This window comes from Exiguobacterium sp. E17S, assembly GCF_057772545.1.
On the sequence record NZ_JBYLRU010000001.1, the window covers coordinates 123,120 to 141,361 of the forward strand.

At 47.0% G+C, this 18,242-nt stretch carries 17 protein-coding genes; 14 read left to right on the top strand and 3 right to left on the bottom strand.

Annotated features, from left to right (window positions below; all coding sequences use genetic code 11):
• The first annotated feature begins 8 nt into the window (after positions 1-8).
• The 11 genes from dnaK to AC3B4V_RS00715 all read left to right on the top strand — a co-directional run bounded on the left by dnaK (position 9) and on the right by AC3B4V_RS00715 (position 12,689).
• Positions 9-1,835 (top strand): molecular chaperone DnaK, encoded by a 1,827-nt coding sequence (gene dnaK, locus AC3B4V_RS00665; protein WP_064300340.1) that lies wholly within the window; start codon positions 9-11, stop codon positions 1,833-1,835.
• Between the two features lie 132 nt (positions 1,836-1,967).
• The gene (gene dnaJ / locus AC3B4V_RS00670; protein ID WP_023467442.1) at positions 1,968-3,074 is read left to right on the top strand and encodes a molecular chaperone DnaJ; all 1,107 of its coding nucleotides are present in this window, start codon (positions 1,968-1,970) and stop codon (positions 3,072-3,074) included.
• A 25-nt stretch (positions 3,075-3,099) separates the two neighbouring features.
• Complete coding sequence (gene prmA / locus AC3B4V_RS00675) at positions 3,100-4,047, top strand: 50S ribosomal protein L11 methyltransferase (RefSeq protein WP_058704803.1); 948 nt, start codon at positions 3,100-3,102, stop codon at positions 4,045-4,047.
• 4 nt (positions 4,048-4,051) lie between these two features.
• Positions 4,052-4,798 carry a 16S rRNA (uracil(1498)-N(3))-methyltransferase gene (locus AC3B4V_RS00680; RefSeq protein WP_214854793.1) on the top strand — a complete coding sequence of 249 codons (747 nt, stop codon included), beginning with the start codon at positions 4,052-4,054 and terminating at the stop codon, positions 4,796-4,798.
• 5 nt (positions 4,799-4,803) lie between these two features.
• Positions 4,804-6,138: a tRNA (N(6)-L-threonylcarbamoyladenosine(37)-C(2))-methylthiotransferase MtaB gene (gene mtaB, locus AC3B4V_RS00685; RefSeq protein ID WP_481265091.1), complete on the top strand. Its 1,335-nt coding sequence runs from the start codon at positions 4,804-4,806 to the stop codon at positions 6,136-6,138.
• 525 nt (positions 6,139-6,663) lie between these two features.
• Positions 6,664-7,359 (top strand): 23S rRNA pseudouridine(2604) synthase RluF, encoded by a 696-nt coding sequence (gene rluF, locus AC3B4V_RS00690; protein ID WP_195865615.1) that lies wholly within the window; start codon positions 6,664-6,666, stop codon positions 7,357-7,359.
• A 47-nt stretch (positions 7,360-7,406) separates the two neighbouring features.
• The gene (gene rarD / locus AC3B4V_RS00695) at positions 7,407-8,288 is read left to right on the top strand and encodes an EamA family transporter RarD (RefSeq protein WP_230088805.1); all 882 of its coding nucleotides are present in this window, start codon (positions 7,407-7,409) and stop codon (positions 8,286-8,288) included.
• Between the two features lie 16 nt (positions 8,289-8,304).
• Positions 8,305-9,189, top strand: coding sequence for an EamA family transporter RarD (gene rarD / locus AC3B4V_RS00700; protein WP_195865617.1), 885 nt, complete (start codon positions 8,305-8,307; stop codon positions 9,187-9,189).
• Between the two features lie 76 nt (positions 9,190-9,265).
• Complete coding sequence (deoC, locus tag AC3B4V_RS00705) at positions 9,266-9,931, top strand: deoxyribose-phosphate aldolase (protein WP_023467449.1); 666 nt, start codon at positions 9,266-9,268, stop codon at positions 9,929-9,931.
• A gap of 137 nt (positions 9,932-10,068) precedes the next feature.
• Entirely contained in the window at positions 10,069-11,043 is a 975-nt protein-coding gene (locus AC3B4V_RS00710; RefSeq protein ID WP_488377527.1) for a BMP family lipoprotein, read from the top strand.
• Positions 11,040-12,689, top strand: a complete 1,650-nt coding sequence (locus AC3B4V_RS00715) for a methyl-accepting chemotaxis protein (RefSeq protein WP_488377528.1) — start codon at positions 11,040-11,042, stop codon at positions 12,687-12,689. The genes AC3B4V_RS00710 and AC3B4V_RS00715 overlap by 4 nt, the downstream gene beginning before the upstream one ends.
• Before the next feature lie 64 nt (positions 12,690-12,753).
• Here the strand turns inward: AC3B4V_RS00715 and AC3B4V_RS00720 are convergent, their stop codons facing one another.
• Positions 12,754-13,962, bottom strand: a complete 1,209-nt coding sequence (locus AC3B4V_RS00720) for a murein hydrolase activator EnvC family protein (RefSeq protein ID WP_488377529.1) — start codon at positions 13,960-13,962, stop codon at positions 12,754-12,756.
• A 375-nt stretch (positions 13,963-14,337) separates the two neighbouring features.
• Complete coding sequence (locus tag AC3B4V_RS00725; protein WP_050676928.1) at positions 14,338-15,087, bottom strand: SDR family NAD(P)-dependent oxidoreductase; 750 nt, start codon at positions 15,085-15,087, stop codon at positions 14,338-14,340.
• Between the two features lie 136 nt (positions 15,088-15,223).
• Between AC3B4V_RS00725 and AC3B4V_RS00730 the strand changes: the two genes are divergently transcribed.
• The 3 genes from AC3B4V_RS00730 to AC3B4V_RS00740 all read left to right on the top strand — a co-directional run bounded on the left by AC3B4V_RS00730 (position 15,224) and on the right by AC3B4V_RS00740 (position 16,999).
• Entirely contained in the window at positions 15,224-15,658 is a 435-nt protein-coding gene (locus AC3B4V_RS00730; RefSeq protein WP_029341012.1) for a YkvA family protein, read from the top strand.
• A 134-nt stretch (positions 15,659-15,792) separates the two neighbouring features.
• The gene (locus AC3B4V_RS00735) at positions 15,793-16,356 is read left to right on the top strand and encodes a DedA family protein (RefSeq protein WP_035398399.1); all 564 of its coding nucleotides are present in this window, start codon (positions 15,793-15,795) and stop codon (positions 16,354-16,356) included.
• Positions 16,357-16,369: 13 nt separating this feature from the next.
• A complete protein-coding gene (locus AC3B4V_RS00740) occupies positions 16,370-16,999 on the top strand; it encodes an HAD family hydrolase (protein ID WP_488377530.1) in 630 nt (209 codons plus the stop codon).
• Between the two features lie 86 nt (positions 17,000-17,085).
• Here AC3B4V_RS00740 and AC3B4V_RS00745 read toward each other — a convergent pair whose 3' ends face one another.
• Positions 17,086-18,144, bottom strand: coding sequence for a PTS sugar transporter subunit IIC (locus AC3B4V_RS00745; RefSeq protein ID WP_050678355.1), 1,059 nt, complete (start codon positions 18,142-18,144; stop codon positions 17,086-17,088).
• Positions 18,145-18,242: the final 98 nt, after the last annotated feature.

The following is an 18,242-nucleotide window of genomic DNA, read 5'->3' on the forward strand; positions in this document are numbered from 1 at the left end:
AATAGATCATGGCAAAAATCATCGGTATTGACTTAGGTACAACGAACTCATGTGTTGCAGTAATGGAAGGTGGCGAACCAGTCGTCATCGCTAACGCAGAAGGAAACCGTACGACACCATCTGTCGTCGCATTCAAAAACGGCGAGCGTCAAGTAGGGGAAGTCGCAAAACGTCAAGCGATCACGAACCCGAACACGATCATGTCAATCAAGCGTCATATGGGTACGGACTATAAAGTAGAAGTTGAAGGCAAAGACTACACACCACAAGAAGTCTCTGCGATCATCCTTCAAAAACTAAAAGCGCAAGCAGAAGACTACCTCGGTGAAAAAGTCACAGAAGCTGTCATCACAGTACCTGCTTACTTCAACGATGCAGAACGCCAAGCGACAAAAGACGCTGGTACGATTGCTGGTCTTGATGTAAAACGGATCATCAACGAGCCTACAGCGGCAGCACTCGCATACGGTCTCGAAAAAGGCGAAGATCACACGATCCTCATCTATGACCTTGGTGGCGGTACGTTCGACGTGTCGATCCTTGAACTCGGTGATGGCGTCTTTGAAGTTGTTTCAACTGCTGGTGACAGCCGTCTTGGTGGAGATGATTTCGACCAAAAAATCATCGACCATCTCGTAGCAGAATTCAAAAAAGAAAACGGCATCGATCTTGCTCAAGATAAGATGGCGCTTCAACGTTTGAAAGATGCAGCTGAAAAAGCGAAAAAAGACCTTTCAGGTGTTTCTTCAACACAAATCAGTCTTCCGTTCATCACAGCTGGCGCATCAGGTCCACTTCACTTGGAAATGACACTTTCACGCGCGAAATTCGACGATCTTACAGCAGATCTCGTTGAACGTACGATGGAACCAACACGCCGTGCTATGAACGATGCAGGTCTGACACCAGACAAAATCGACAAAATCATCCTCGTTGGTGGTTCGACTCGTATTCCTGCAGTTCAAAAAGCAATCCAAGACTTCACTGGTAAAGAATCGTTCAAAGGGGTTAACCCGGATGAAGTCGTTGCCCTCGGTGCAGCGGTTCAAGGTGGCGTGTTGACAGGAGACGTTAAAGACGTCGTTCTTCTCGACGTAACTCCACTCTCACTCGGTATCGAGACAATGGGTGGCGTGATGACGAAATTGATCGATCGTAACACAACGATCCCAACTTCGAAATCACAAGTCTTCTCGACTGCAGCAGACAGCCAACCAGCTGTTGACATCCACGTCCTCCAAGGGGAACGTCCAATGGCAGCAGATAACAAAACACTTGGTCGCTTCCAATTGACGGACATTCCACCAGCACCACGTGGTGTGCCACAAATCGAAGTTAAATTCGACATCGACGCGAACGGTATCGTTAACGTTTCTGCGAAAGATCTCGGAACGAACAAAGAACAGTCGATCACGATCCAATCATCAAGCGGTTTGACTGAAGCGGATATCGAGCAAATGGTCAAAGATGCAGAAGCAAACGCGGACGCAGACAACAAGCGTAAAGAAGAAGTCGAATTACGCAACGAAGCAGACCAACTCGTCTTCGCAACAGATAAAGCAATTAAAGACCTCGGTGAGCAAGTCGCTGAAGCTGATAAAGAAAAAGCAGAAGCTGCAAAAGAAAAAGTAACAAAAGCTCTCGAAGGAACAGACATCGAAGCAATCCGTTCTGCAAAAGACGAATTGTCGACAGTCGTCCAAGAGTTGACACAAAAAGTCTACGAGAACATGGCACAGCAACAAGCTGGCGCTGAAGGCGCACAAGCTGGTAGCCAAGACGACAACGTCATGGACGCTGAGTTCGAAGAAGTCGACGAGAAAGATAACAAGTAATTCATCCGACCGATTTTTCGGGCGCTAGAGAGAGCCAAAGCGTATCCCCGCTTTGGCTCTTTCCATGTCGCACGAAGTTCGGTAAAATCAAACAGTATGAAATGAATCGGAATAGAGAGAGGAAGACTGCACGTGGAAAAACGCGATTATTATGAAGTACTAGGCGTCGCGCGCGATGCCTCATCAGCGGAAATCAAACGCGCGTACCGTAAGCTTGCCCGGACGTACCACCCGGACGTCAACAAGGAAGCAGATGCGGATGCGAAATTCAAGGAATTATCGGAAGCGTATGAAGTGTTATCCGATGACAATAAACGAGCACGTTACGACCAATTCGGTCACCAAGATCCATCACAAGGTGGCGGTGGATTCAGTGGAGCTGAAGGATTTGGCGACATCTTCGACATGTTCTTCGGTGGCGGACGTCGTCAAGATCCAAACGCACCACGTAAAGGACAGGATTTACAATACGTCGAGGAAATCGACTTCATGGAATCGGTCACAGGCGTCGAGAAGACGATCACGATCCCAGTCGAAGAAGATTGCGGTACATGTCATGGTTCGGGTGCCAAACCAGGAACACATCCAGAAACATGTAAACGATGCGGTGGTTCGGGTCACATCAACGTCGAACAAAACACGATGTTCGGTCGTGTCGTCAACCAAACGACATGTTCGACATGTCATGGCCGTGGACAAATCGTCAAGGAGCCATGTGAAACATGTCGTGGAGCCGGTCGCGTTCGTAAAAACAAAGATGTCCGTGTCAAAATTCCAGCAGGGATCGACAATGGGCAACAAATCCGCTTAGCAGGCAAAGGGGAAGCCGGTGTCAACGGTGGACCAGCAGGTGACTTGTATGTCGTCGTTCGTGTCGCAGCACACGAACTGTTCGAACGTGTCGACGATCATATCGTCATGGATATGCCACTTACATTCGCGCAAGCAACACTTGGCGATGAGATCGAAGTGCCGACTGTTCACGGTAAGGTCAGTCTGAAGATTCCAGCTGGAACACAGACAGGATCACGATTCCGTCTCCGCGGAAAAGGGATGCCGAATGTTCGGTCCGGTCACCATGGCGACCAGTACGTCAATGTCGTCGTCATTACACCGAAGAATCTGACGGAACGTCAAAAAGAACTCTTACGGGAATTCAATGAAATCAGCGATGAAAAAGGTGTCGAAGAGCAACACGAAGGTGTCTTCAGCCGGATTAAGACATTCTTTACAGGGTGATCACTACAGAGGAGCGTGACAAGAAATGAAATGGTCAGAGATCTGTGTCCATACGACACAAGAAGCCATCGAAGCAGTTTCAAACATCTTACATGAAGCGGGAGCAAGCGGAGTCGTCATCGAGGACGTCGAAGATTTCGAGATGATGTCCCACCGCGAAGATAACTTCGGTGAAATTTGGGATGAGACGAAACGGGACGAGTACCCGACTCAAGGTGTACTCGTGAAGGCGTATCTTGCAGAAAGCAGCGATTTGACGGACACGATCAAAGGCATCGAACATGACATCCAACAATTGACGAACTTCGGTCTGTCGATTGGCACGGGTGCTGTCACGCTGACTCAAGTAGATGAAGAAGATTGGGCTCATTCATGGAAGCAATTCTATAAGCCAGTCAAGATCAGTCGCCATCTGACAGTCGTCCCGATGTGGGAAGACTATACACCACAACCGGATGAAAAAATCATCGAGCTCGATCCAGGTATGGCATTCGGAACGGGAACACACCCGACGACGGTCCTCTGTATTCAAGCGATTGAGAACTACTTGCAAGAGCAAGACCGTGTCGTCGATGTCGGAACGGGATCCGGTGTCTTAGCGATCGCAGCAGCGAAGCTTGGGGCAAAAGATGTTTTTGCACTCGATTTAGACGAAGTCGCTGTCAAATCGGCGACGGAAAACGTCGCTTTGAACGAAGTCAGTGAGCAGATCACGGTCCGTCAAGGCGACTTGATGAAGGAATTGAGTGAGCCGGTCGAGTTGATCGTCGCAAACATCTTAGCGGAAGTCATCCTCCTCTTCGTCAAGGATGCTTATACATTGACGTTACCAGGCGGTCATTTCATCGCTTCCGGTATCATCAGTCAGAAGAAGGATATGGTCGTCCAAGCGATGCAAGAAGCAGGTTTTACGATCGTCGAGACGACGAAGCTTGAGGACTGGGTCGCGATCATCGCGAAACGGGAGGAGTAAACGCATGCAACGGTATTTCGTCGAGCCCTCGATGCGTCAGGGAGATGTCTTTCATCTCCCGAAAGACGACGCACACCATATGAAAAACGTCATGCGGATGGAAGTCGGCGGAGAGATTCTCGTACTCGACGGGACAGGTCTTTACCGGTGCCGTCTGGAAGCACTCGATAAACAAGCGGCTTCTGCCCGGATCGAAGAGACTCTACCGATCGAGACGGAATTACCGATTCGTGTGACGATCGCCCATGGATTGCCAAAAGGCGATAAGATCGAACTCGTTGCCCAAAAAGCAACGGAACTCGGGATCCATCATCTACGAATTTTCGAAGCCGACCGTTCCGTCTCGAAATGGGATCAGAAGAAGGTTCCGAAAAAGATTGAACGCCTCGAAAAAATCGTCAAGGAAGCAGCGGAACAATCGTACCGTGCTCACTTGCCGACAGTCGACTTCGTGGCGTATGATGAAGTCTTACAGGATGCATCGAACTACACGGCTTGTCTGGTTGCCTATGAAGAATCAGCAAAACAAGGGGAGGCCTCCGTCCTCGCTACGACGCTTGCTGGATTGCAAGAGGGTGATTCCCTTCTTGTCGTCATCGGACCTGAAGGTGGGTTCGCTGAAGCAGAAATCGCACGTTTGACGGATGCCGGTTTTAAAAAAGCCGCTCTAGGGCGTCGCATCTTACGGACGGAAACGGCACCATTTTATGTCCTTTCCGCCGTCTCGTATCATTTTGAATTGAAAGGGTGAACGAAATGGCAACTGTTGCCTTTCAAACGCTTGGCTGTAAAGTCAACCATTACGAAACAGAAGCTGTCTGGCAACTGTTCAAGGACGCTGGTTACGCACGCGTTGATTTTGCTGATCATGCGGACGTGTATGTCGTCAATACATGTACGGTCACGAATACCGGAGATAAGAAAAGTCGCCAAGTCATCCGACGGGCGATTCGCCAAAATCCGGATAGTGTCATCTGCGTAACGGGCTGTTATGCCCAAACGTCTCCTGCTGAGATCATGGCGATTCCTGGCGTCGATGTCGTCGTCGGAACGCAAGATCGGCATAAAATGATTGGATACATTGAACAATTCCGTGAAGAACGCATGCCAATCAATGCGGTCGGAAACATCATGAAAGCAAAAGTCTATGAAGAACTAGATGTACCGGCCTTTACGGACCGGACGCGGGCTTCGCTGAAAATTCAGGAAGGCTGTAACAACTTCTGTACGTTCTGTATCATCCCATGGGCACGTGGTCTCATGCGGTCTCGTCAACCAGAAGATGTCTTGAAGCAAGCACAGCAGCTCGTTGATGCGGGTTACAAAGAAATCGTCTTGACGGGAATCCATACAGGTGGATACGGAGAAGACTTAAAAGACTACAACTTAGCAAAATTACTTAAAGCACTCGAATCCGTCAATGGACTTGAACGCTTACGGATTTCGTCGATCGAAGCGAGTCAAATCACGGACGAGGTACTTGATGTCCTGAAGGATTCGCCGATCGTCGTTCGTCACTTGCACGTTCCGATCCAGTCGGCATCGGATACGGTCCTTCGCCGGATGCGCCGCAAGTATACGATGGCGGAATTCGGAGAACGAATCACACGTCTGAAGGAAGTCCTGCCTGACTGTGCGATCACGTCAGATGTCATCGTCGGCTTCCCAGGTGAGACGGAAGAAGAGTTTATGGAAACGTTCAACTTCATCAATGATCATAAGTTCAGTGAGTTGCATGTTTTCCCGTACTCGAAACGGACGGGAACACCAGCTGCGATGATGGACGATCAAGTCGAGGAATCGATCAAAGAAGAACGCGTCGCGCGTTTGATTGCTTTATCGGATCAACTCGCGAAGGAATATGCTTCGAAATACGAGGGAGAACTGCTTGAAATCATTCCGGAAGAATTCTCGGAAGAAGCAGGTGGTCGTCTCGTCGGTTACACGGATAACTATCTGCGTGTCGCAATCGAAGGTGATGAGTCGATGATCGGACAACTCGTTCGTGTCAAAATCACGAAAGCGGGTTATCCGTTGAATGATGGTCAATTCGTCCGCATCATGCAGACATTAAAAGACGCTGCGGTCTAATGATTCGTAAAAGCGATCTCGATATATGCATATAAGAAAACAGCCTCGAAATAGGGGCTGTTTTCTTACGTTACTATGTAGGGTGCTTTAGATTTTTAAAATAACTTTTAATCGATTCATTTTAGAAAATGATTTTATGTTATGGTTTTCATAAGTAGATTATTACCAGAAACAAGACCTCATGATAGGAGCATATCACTTCACATAAAAAGGAATTTTTCAAAATGAAAACAAACGGATTATCAGTTCTATCAGTCACCTTAACAGTATTGATGTTCATCGTTTTATTTAATCAAGAGGCATTTGCGTATAGTTCAATTATTTTAATCGTTCTAATAATAAGTATTACTTGTTTGACGTTTTTGAACATAGGTAAGGAAAAACAATGAATCGATCATTGAATTAAAGACTAAAGACGACATGCATTGCTTTTCTTACATAGAGGAGCATCGCATGTTATTTTGTTTTCATTTCAGGAATGCGCTACACTGAATACAGTTCAATTAAGGAAAGAGGATATCATTCATGCGAATCAACAAATTCATTAGCGAAACGGGCTTTTGCTCAAGACGTGCTGCCGATAAACTGATCGATGCAGGTCGTGTAACGATCAACGGTCTGACAGCAGAACTCGGCTCGCAAGCTGAAGAGACGGACGTCGTCGAAATCGACGGTCAGCCGCTCCAGACAAAACCAAAACCTGTCTACATCGTCTTAAATAAACCAGTCGGCATCACGTGTACGACGGAGCTTGACATCGAAGGAAACATCATCGATTTCGTCAACCATCCGAAGCGGATTTTCCCGATCGGTCGTCTCGATAAAGATTCAGACGGCTTGATTCTTTTGACGAATGACGGTGATGTCGTCAACCGGATCCTTCGAGCAGAAAACAATCACGATAAAGAATATATCGTAACCGTTGATGCACCAATCACGGATACGTTCATTCAAGGGATGGCAAGTGGTGTCGACATTCTCGGTACGACGACGAAGGAATGTATCGTTGAGCCGCTCGAGACACGGACGTTCCGGATCATTTTGACGCAAGGATTAAATCGTCAGATTCGCCGTATGTGTAAAGAGTTCGGCTATCGGGTCAAACGTCTGCAACGCGTTCGGATCATGAACATCGAGCTCGGCGATTTACCAATCGGTTCTTGGCGTGATGTGACAGAAGAGGAATTACGCGAATTGTTTACAACGCTTGACGGGCAATAAGGTTCAAAGAAAGTCGCCACTGGCGGCTTTCTTCATACATAAGGGGGATGACCGTGGATAAACGGGGTATGAGTGCGACATTCGTCGCCTACGTGATTGGTGGACTGTTGCCGATCTACAAAGTATTTGCTGCTGGTATTCCAGCATGGACGGTCGTTTCGATTCGGATTTTGAGTGCGTTCATTTTCGTGACACTGTTGTTACGCCTGACGAAGAAATTCCAATTCGTTCGTCAATTATGGCAAAACAAACGTCAGCGCTATACCGTGCTTGCGGCAGGACTCGTATTAGGCGGGAACTGGTCGCTCTATCTGTACGCCATCGGGGAAGGGTATATCGTTGAGTCGTCACTCGGGTATTACATCAATCCGCTCGTCAGCGTCTTGTTTGGTTTGATCTTTTTTAAGGAACGATTGACGCGTCCGCAAGCGATTGCGATTTTATCAGCAATCATCGGTGTGATGATTTTAACGCTCGGTTATGGTCAATTTCCGATCATCGCCTTTTCACTTGCCGTTTCGTTCGCATTTTACGGTGTGCTGAAGAAAAAGGCAGCAGCCGAACCATTATCCGGATTATTTTTAGAGACACTGGTCACGCTCCCGTTCGCTCTCTTGACATTAGGCGTAACGGATAGTCAACCGCTTGCGATGCCGACGAGTGCGCTGATTGCGATCATCATGCTCGGGATCGCAACAGCAGTCCAATTGATGTTATTCGGATACGGAATGCCGAAAATCCCGTTTGTCTACGTCGGGATTCTCCAATACATTGCCCCGACGCTGACGCTGCTCCTTGGAATTTATCTATTTAATGACGTCTTTACGACGATTCACTTCATCGCTTTCCTGTTCATTTGGATTGCTGTTGCTCTCTTTACGATCAGCGGTTTATCGGCAGGGAAAATGCGAATGAAGAAGGTATCATAATGAAAGAAGGGATTACGTGAATCTACCTGGATTCTTCGCGACACTTGTCGCGTATGTCATTTGGGGACTCTTACCGCTCTACTGGAAGATGCTCGCCAATGTACCGAGTGAAGAGATACTGGCACACCGCATCATCTGGTCATTCTTATTTCTGCTCATCTTATTATCATTTCAAAAAGCACTTGGGAAGTGGAAGACGGCGCTGCGTGATCCGTTCACGCGCCGACTCTTTTTCTTAAACGGACTGATCATCAGTCTGAACTGGTTCATCTATATCTGGGCCGTCAATCATCAATTCATTGTTGAAGCGTCGCTTGGTTATTACATCAATCCGCTTGTCAGCATCGTCTTTGGTGTCTTCTTCTTTCGCGAAAAGCTTTCACGGATCGAATGGATCTCGATTGTTCTTGCAACGATCGGTGTCTTGATTTTGACGATTGGCTACGGCGAGTTTCCGTGGATTTCGATCGCACTTGCCTTAAGCTTCGGCTTTTATGGCGTCGTCAAAAAGCGACGACCGCTCGAATCAACGGTCAGTTTGACGCTCGAGACGATGGCGCCGCTTCCGCTGGCTTTGATTTTCCTCGGCTATTGGCAAGTACAAGGGACGTCTTCGATGACCGAATCTGTCGGTACGACGACCGGACTCATCTTGACCGGGATCGTCACCGCTGTTCCACTTTTGTTATTCGGATTCGGGGCACAACGGATTCCATTCACGTGGGTCGGATTCCTCCAATTCGTCGCACCGACCTTGTCGCTCGGACTCGGTGTATTGCTTTATCACGAACCATTTACTAAAACACACATGGTGGCGTTTACATGTATTTGGACAGCAGCAATCGTCTTTACGCTCAATGGTGTCTGGATTCGGAAAAAACAGCTCCGAAAAGTCGCGTAAAAAGATAGAAGTCTGACCTCTTGCGTGATAGAATAAAAACAGAGTCTAAGGGATACCCTTAAGGAGGACAACAAACATGAATTTAGCAGGAATGATCGACCATACGGCACTGAAGCCAGAAACATCACGTGCTCAGATCGAAACACTCTGTAAAGAAGCATTAGAATACAAATTCGCAAGCGTCTGTGTTAACCCAACATACGTCGCGTTAGCAGCAGAACTCTTAAAATCAGATGACGACGTCAAAGTATGTACAGTCATCGGCTTCCCACTTGGAGCAAACACACCAGAAGTGAAAGCATTTGAAACAAAAGATGCGATCCAAAACGGTGCAACAGAAATCGATATGGTTCTCAACATCGGCGCATTAAAAGATGGCGATCTTGAGTTAGTTGAACGTGACATTCGTGCGGTTGTCGAAGCGGCAAACGGTACACTCGTTAAAGTCATTTTCGAAAACTGCCTTCTTACAAAAGAAGAAATCAAAACAGCTGCTGAACTTTCAGTTAAAGCAGGTGCTAACTTCGTGAAGACATCGACTGGTTTCTCAACTGGTGGTGCTACAGTTGAAGACATCCGTCTCATGCGTGAGACAGTTGGTCCTGACATCGGTGTTAAAGCATCTGGTGGTGTTCGCGACTTCGAAGGTGCAAAAGCAATGATCGATGCAGGTGCATCGCGTATTGGTGCATCAGCAGGAATTGCAATCGTTACAGGCGGTACGTCTGATAGCGACTACTAAGAATATCTGACATGTCCCTCTTTTTAAGAGGGGCATGTTTTTTTGTTATGAAAGTATTCTGATTTTAAATTTTGTATTAAGAAGTCAGACATCGCTTCCGATAATCAGATGTAGAATGTTGGAAGGGTGTGGAATAGATGAAACGATGGAGTGGAATCATCCTGGCATCGACACTTAGCCTCGCAGGGTGCGGCAGTGTCATCGATGATCCAGAACGGGCAGTCAAGGAGCGAAAAGAAATGGCAGTCGTCTTGTCTGATGTGGGTCTTGGCGATCAATCATTCAGCGATGCGGCGATGAGCGGTATGGCGTTGTTACGGGAGAAGGAAGGTTGGTCAATCGATTACCGAGAGTTGAACGAAACGAAGACCTATAAAGCAGCATTCGAAGCGTTGGCGAAAAAGAAACCGACCGTCATCGTCGGACTCGGATTCATGGGGCAGACGGATCTTGAAACGGTTGCAAAAAAATATCCGAAACAACAATTCGCCTTGATTGATGCTGTTTCGACGTTACCGAACGTGCTCTCGGTTACATTCAAGGAAGATGAGGGTAGTTACTTAGCCGGTGCTGCGGCAGGGATCCAAACGAAGACGAATACGATTGGTTTCGTCGGTGGGATGAAGTCACCTCTGATCGAAAAATTCGAAAAAGGATACATAGCTGGCGCAAAAGCCGTCAATCCAAAAACAAAAGTACTCGTCGAATATGCTGAAGACTTTGCAGCGCCAGAAAAGGGACGGTCGCTCGCAAACGAAATGATGCAGAAAAAGGCAGACGTATTATACGCAGCTGCTGGATTGACGGGAAGCGGTGTCCTGGAGGCAGCGCAAACGAAAGGGAAAAAAGCGATTGGTGTCGATAGCGATCAAACCCCGATTGCACCTGACGCTGTCATGACGTCAATGCTAAAACAAGTTGATCTTGCGATTACGAAAATCGGACAAGATGTGGCTGCGAAGGGTCTACAGTCCGGACAAGTCGTCCTGGGTGTCAAAGAAGGAGCAATCCAGTTGGCTCCAATTCGAAACACGAACTTTACGGACGGAGAACGAAAAAAATTAGAGCATCTGCAGCAAGATGTGCTCGAAGGTAAGGTGACGATCCAATGACGTTACGGAAACGATTTTTACTCTCAACGTTAGTGACGATTTTGAGTGTCGTCATCTTGATGGGATGGACTTTGTTCCAGCTCCGTCAAATTCAGTCCTACAACGAAGATTATGGGAAACAGCTCGTTGAGATCTCAGAACTTGAAACGAAGCTCTTATACGAACAAGCAGCCTGGAACCGACTGGCAAGCCAACCGTCTGAGAGTCAGGCGGAGCAAGTACAAGCACTTAGTAAAAAGAACGAACAAGCATTAAACGAATTACAGAAGACGTATTTGATTCCTGCATTTCAAGAAGAGTTGAACCGGGCGGATATGAAGTATAAGACGCTTGCAACGAAGCGGACAGAACTGACGGACGCGATGAATCCGATTGAGATTCGCTCGCACGCTGCACAGATTGAGGGTGTCCTCAGTGATCTCTACACGTTACATACGAAAAACGGAGAATTTTATGATGTCTTACAACGTGAAGCAAAAGACGAGACATTAAATCTGACACGGACTGTCTTGATCGCGACATTCATTCTCCTGATTGGTCTTGCGTTATACAACTGGTACTTCGCACGTAGCATCACGCGACCGATCAGCCGTGTCGTCCGGACGGCAGAACAGATTTCGGACGGAGACTTATCGCAGGAATTAGTCGTATCCGGTCGAAAAGATGAGATTGGTCGACTCGAGACAGCGGTTGCGCAGATGCAAGGAACATTGCATGAGGTCATCGGAACGATTAGTCGTTCGTCGAACACGATTCGTCAGATGAGTACGGAAGCGACGACAGAGAACGCGAACATCGTTGAAGTATCGGGAAACATGACCCATGCGATCAATGAGATGGCAAGTGGGACACAAACAGTGTCGGACGATATCCAGACGACAGTCAGTACGATGTCCGATATGCAACAGCTCTTTGAAGAGAGTGAACAACGTGCACAAACGGCTTATGCAGAAGGACAGGCGGCCGATCACGTGATGGTTCAAAGTAGTTCCGTCATGGAACAGCAAGCACGGTCACTTCGCGCGTCAACAGAACAAAATCGCGAACTCGGTCAGAAACTGGAAGGTTTCTTAGAACAGACGCAACAAATTGAACAGATGGCACAACTCGTCGCGGGAGTCTCCGCGCAGACGAACTTATTGTCACTCAATGCGGCAATCGAGGCGGCACGGGCAGGGGAAGCCGGTCGTGGATTTGCCGTCGTGGCAAGTGAAGTCAAAAAGTTAGCGGACGAGACAAATGAGGCGACGCGCTCGATCTTCTCACTCGTCCGTTCGATTCGTCAGGACGGTGCTGTCTTACAAGAAGCACTCGTGCAAGCGGAGCGGGAGCAGACGAATCAGGTCGAGAACTTTACGCACGTCCAGCAAGCTTTCGGTGAAACACGTCAAAAAGTAGCAAACGTGACGGAAACACTCGATTACGTGACGAAACAACTCGTACATTCGAAACAGCAAGCCCGCCATGTCGTTGGTCAAGTCAGTACAGTCAGTGGCGTCATGGAAGAACTTGCAGCCGGAAATGAAGAAATTGCTGCTTCGATGCGTGATCAACAGGCCTCGTTCGAACAGATTCATCAATTGATGCAAGAACTCGAGTCGACGACGACGTCGCTTGACAGTCAGACACATCAATTCAAAATTTAATGAACACAGCAAAAAGTGCACTCCTTCTCGGGAAGAGAAGAAGTGCACTTTTTCTTGAATCGACTTAGAAGAAGCTTTCTGGGTCGAGCTCATTCGTCCGTCCATTCGCATCATACTGATACCCACCATCGTGGATTTCAAAATGCAAGTGTGGACCAGTTGAGTTACCGGTGCTTCCGAGAACACCGATTTGCTGTCCTTGTTTGACTTGTTGTCCCTGTTTAACGTTCAAGGCATTCATATGGGCATAAACGGTCGTATACGTTTTCCCGTCGATATTATGAGAGATATAGACGTGGTTGCCGTAAGGACCACCTGAACTTGCTAAGATGACTGTCCCGCTTGCAGATGCAACGATTGGCGAGTTGAGTGGACCAGCGAAGTCGGTTCCATTGTGGTACGCATAACCATTGCTTCCGCTTGCTGCACCCATTCCTTGCGAAACAGAGCCTTGAGCAGGTTTGATGAATTTACCTTTTGCTTTTGAGATGACTTTCGTGCTAGCCTTGCTAACAGATGCTGGTGCTGCCGATTGTTTCGCAGCTTTTTCGGCAGCTGCCTTTGCTGCTCGTGCTGCTGCTTTTTCAGCTGCTTCCTGTGCCTTCAGTTGGGCCGATGCCTCTTTCAGGCTTAGGATATTGGATTCAATTTTTTTCTTTTGCGACGTCAGACGCTTCAAAAGTTCTGTGCGCTTTTGTTTTTCTTGTTTCAGTTCACGTTGTTTCTTTTTTAAAACATTACGATCTTCAATCAAGTCTTGGCGTGTCTGCTTTAGTTCTTCTTTCGCAGCTGCCAGTTCTTTTTTGTTTGATTCGTAATCTTTTAACAAAGAAGCATCGCTTTCCGCGATTGTATTGAAGGCATTGAAGCGGCTAATCATATCACCGACATCTTTTGCGCCGAATACGGCCTCAAGCAGCGGAGCGTTATCGGCTTTCGACTGACGGACCGCCAGACGATCACCGAGCATTTTTTCTTGTTTCTTGATTTTCTTTTGTAGCTTCTCGATTTTATCTTCTAATCGAGCAATCTGTTTCGTGTTCTCGTCGATTTTCTTTTGATTCTCGACGACTTGTAATGTCAGCCCATTAATCTGTTGATCCAGTGCGTAGACTTGTTGTTGTGCTTTAGATAACTGGTTATTCTTTTGAGACAACGCCTCACGTTGCTTCGATTGTTGTTGCTGGTTTTGTTGTTGCTTTTCTTTATATGAACTTGCCGCGTCGACGGGAGTTGTCGTCATGAGCGGACTTGCGAGTAAAGTGAGTGTCATGAGCGATAGCCCAATTGACTTTCCGAAAGGTCGTTTCATAAACTAAGCGTCATTCCTTTCCCTTGTATGAAGTGTTACCTTTCCCACTCTAACAAGAAAATCGGAAAATCAACTTTACAATTCTTTTAAAAAAATGCAAGAGAAGCTAGCGAAAAGTATGAAGAATTTATGAAAATAATAATGCATGAATAGAAGGATAAATAGAAAATGTTGATATGAAAGGAAAAATCATTGTGCAATTGATTGATTTCCGAATGATGTCAGAAGATATATTTTTGTAACATCGTATAAATAGAAGGTTTATTAATGTTTGAAAAAGGTATAAATATAGTTTTTGTAAAATGAAAAAGTGCCCCGAAAGGCACCCTATACGCATCATTCCTCATAAATCATCTTTCGTGTCATCCCACCGTCTAGGACCAATGTTTCGCCCGTCAAGAAATCGTTATCTGGGTGTGTCAGATAGAGAGCCGCACGTGCGACATCACTTGGTTTTCCGACGCGACCGGCTGGATGCTGACTGTGGTCTTCGGGTGATAATTCTTGGTAGTCACCGGTTTCGATCCAACCCGGAGCAATCGCGTTGACGAGAATTCCGTCTTCTCCGAGTGAGACAGCAAGTGCATGGGTCAGGGCAAAAATGCCACCTTTCGTCGACGCATAAGATTCTGTATGCGGTTCCGACATGAAGGCGCGGGTCGAAGCGAGGTTGACGATCCGACCACCACTTTTACTTTGTTTCAAATAGGGGGTAGCGGCCTTAGTCGTTAGAAAGATGCTACGCAGGTTCGTATGATGAACCCGATCCCATTCCTCAAGCGACAATTCGAGTAAGGGTTTTCGGATCATGATACCGGCGTTGTTGATGACGATGTCGATGCGACCCGTATGTTCAATCGCTTTTTCGATCAACAGTTGAACGTCTTTTTCATGTTGGATATCGAGGTGATAGAAGTAAGCCGTCCCACCATCTTCTTCAATTTGTTGAACTAGTTCGTCTCCTGTCATTTGATCGATGTCAGCAAGAACGACATTTGCGCCATGCGTAGCGTAGGTGCGGGCGAGTTCTGCACCAATTCCATTCGCCGCTCCCGTAATGATGACGGTTTGATTAACATGATTCATAAAAATCATCCTTTCTGTAACGCTTCTCTCCCTTTTTTACCGTTACATCATATCCTGAAACCTGACAGGATTATCATACGTAGGAACAGGGAAATAGAAAAGCGTTGAAGTTACTTTAGAATGGGGGAAAACAGGAATGAAATTCTCAAATCAACAATTAGAAAAACAACAAAATCAATATGCCGAAGATGCAAAAGATTATATCGATCGTCCGAAAAAGACGAACTCGCTGTTACAACGAGCAACTGCTAAAGTGAACGGGAACTCTCGTTTGTCCGTCGTCTTCTCGCCGTTGACGTTGTTCGTCGATATGATTCGCGCGTACCAGTCAGGTGAATATCGCAACATTCGTCGTACGACGATTTTAAAAGTAATCGGAGCGTTGATTTACCTCGTGTCACCGATTGATCTCGTACCTGATTTCGTACTCGGATTTGGTTTCGCAGATGATATCGCCGTCATCCTTTTCGTCACGAAAACAGTCTTTGAAGAGTTGACACGTTTCAGTGACTGGCAAGATGAACAACAAAAGCGTCGTACGCAACCAGTACAAAGTGAGGATGCGTATTAATCAAATAGATAATGATCCGAGCGACTTCACTATGAGAAGTCGCTCTTTCTGATGTAAAAAGAGCCGTTTCCTGTACGCCCTCTTGAAAGTTCGATACACTAGAAATAGTTGGTAAAGAGAGGGGGAGGGCGAAGATGGGACACCACTGGATGGAATCATACGGTTATATCGGGATCATGATGACGCTCATGTTTCCATTCATACCGAGCGAAGTACCGCTCGCGTATGCCGGATATCTCGTGCATACCGCACAGGCGAATCTTTTATTCATGTTGTTCCTCGCTGTAGTGAGCTTCGTCATTAGTCAGAACCTCTTCTTTACGATTGGTCAGTTCGGGAGTGAACGGTTATTGAATCGTTTGTTCAAATGGTTTCGGATTTCGGAAACAAAAATGCTTCAGTTTCAGACACAAATGGAGACGAAGGGACGCTATATCCTTCTTCTGTCTCCAATGTGGCGCATCGGATTTGCAATTGGTGCTGGTCTGACTGGTGTTTCACGCTGGACGTTTACCGTCGTGACGACGATTTCCTTTTTCCTTTGGTCAGCGATCTTCATTTGGGGCGGGAAAGCCGTCGGGCATGAATGGCGAAAATTGCACCATCTCAATCATCCAATAGTTTGGATTGGTTTAGGTGTGTTGATTACGGTTGGCTACTTGATTCAAAAAAAGAGAAAAGCAAAAAAAGAGATTTAAAAGGAGTGGGAACATGGCAATTATCTTATTCGATATTGACGGTACATTGATCGATTCCACGGAACAGATGACAGAAGCAATCCATCGAGCGATGGAGGACATGCCGCATCTTCCAAAACCTTCTCAAGCAAGTGTACAAGCAAGTTATGGTTTAGCAGGAAGTGCCTTTTGGCGTAATGCGATTCCGGAAGCCTCAGAAGAGGATATTCGGTTGATTCGTAAAAAAAGACATGGTCATCTAGAAGCGACGATGGCAGAACAGAACGTCTTGTTCGACGGAATTCGATCTTTATTAGAAGCGCTAGTGTCTGCGGGACATACCATTTCAACTGCGAGTAATTGTGGCAACCACTATCTAAACCTTGTGCTGGATAGCCAAGACATTCGTTCGTTCTTCACGAGTCCGAAATGCTTAGAATCCGTCAACGGGAAAGAAAAGGCGGATATCTTGCGAGCGCACCGTGAGGAGTTTGGGGAAGAGTCCTACTGGATGATCGGGGATCGGTCTTCCGATGTTGAAGCGGCCCGTAAGGAAAAGATGCCGGTCGTCTTATGCCAGTACGGTTTTGGGACACAATCCGAGTGGGATTCGGCGGACCATGTCATCGAGACACCGCTTGACTTACTGACAGTGATCAAATAAATGCACAAAAAAGCCAAGCTCGATCCGTCGATTTTTTAGACGGTCGGCTTGGCTTTTTTTGTGATGAAAGAACGCTAACGATGAACTTACTCGAAATCCAGTCGGTATGGCTCTGCACTCATCCATGGACGGAATCTTCGGAAGAGCAGATGGAACAACAGACAAAGGATGACCGGCAAGACGATGAATAATCCCAGAACGAATGTCATGTTGAACAATGTCCAGCCTCCTGACATCAGATGTAACGCATTGATCGGACCGATTAATCCAGACATCCCGAAGCCGGCACTGAACGGTGTACCTTGGACGCCGAGCATTCCTGCTAGTGCGCCAAGGATAGCAGCACTACACATGACAGGAAGAATCATCAAGGGATTACGAATGAAGTTCGCCATCTGGATTTTAGGAGAACCAAGAAAATGAGCAATCGACGTTCCGCGTGAATTGGCTTGCCATCCGGCAATTGCAAGACCGAATCCAGCGGCACAGACGCCTAGATTTGCAGCTCCGGCGGCAACACCCGATAGACTGATGGCGGTCGCAATACCGACCGTTGAAAGCGGAGAGACGATCAGTACGGAAAAAGTAATCGCAATCAGAATACCCATTAAGACGGGTTGAAGTGCCGTAAAGTCTGAGATGACATGTCCGATCGCTGTCGTGATCCGTGTCACGAACGGATACGTCAATACACCAATCCCACCGGCACCGACAATCAAAATCGTTGGCATGACAAGTACCGTATACGTCTTGAAACGCTCACCGATCAATAAGACGATTGCTGTCGCAACAGCTGCCGTCAGACCAGCATTGATGACGTCGCCCGTACCGACGAAGACGAAGGTCGCATCTGCACGGGTCGCAACACCTGAGCCAACGACCGTCGCGAGTCCAATCGACGTGGTCGCAATCGGTGTCACTTTAAATTGCATGGCTACGGCAACACCAATCACCATCGGCAAAAGGCGCATCGCGAGTGTGGTGGCATCTAAAACATGTTGGGCTCCGGATACGTATGGCAACAATGCCTTAGCGAGTTCACCGAGTAGTGCTCCTGGGATAAGGGCAACGAGAATTCCGATACTGAGTCCGTTTAAAACATGAACGGCAAATTGACGCGGCTGGCGCAAAATAGATGAATCCATACAAGTCCTCTCCTTATGTAACGCTTTTGTGCATAACAGTATAAAAGTTATGAATTGTTTTTTATCTTACGGCAAGAACAGAAGGACGTCAAGAAAAA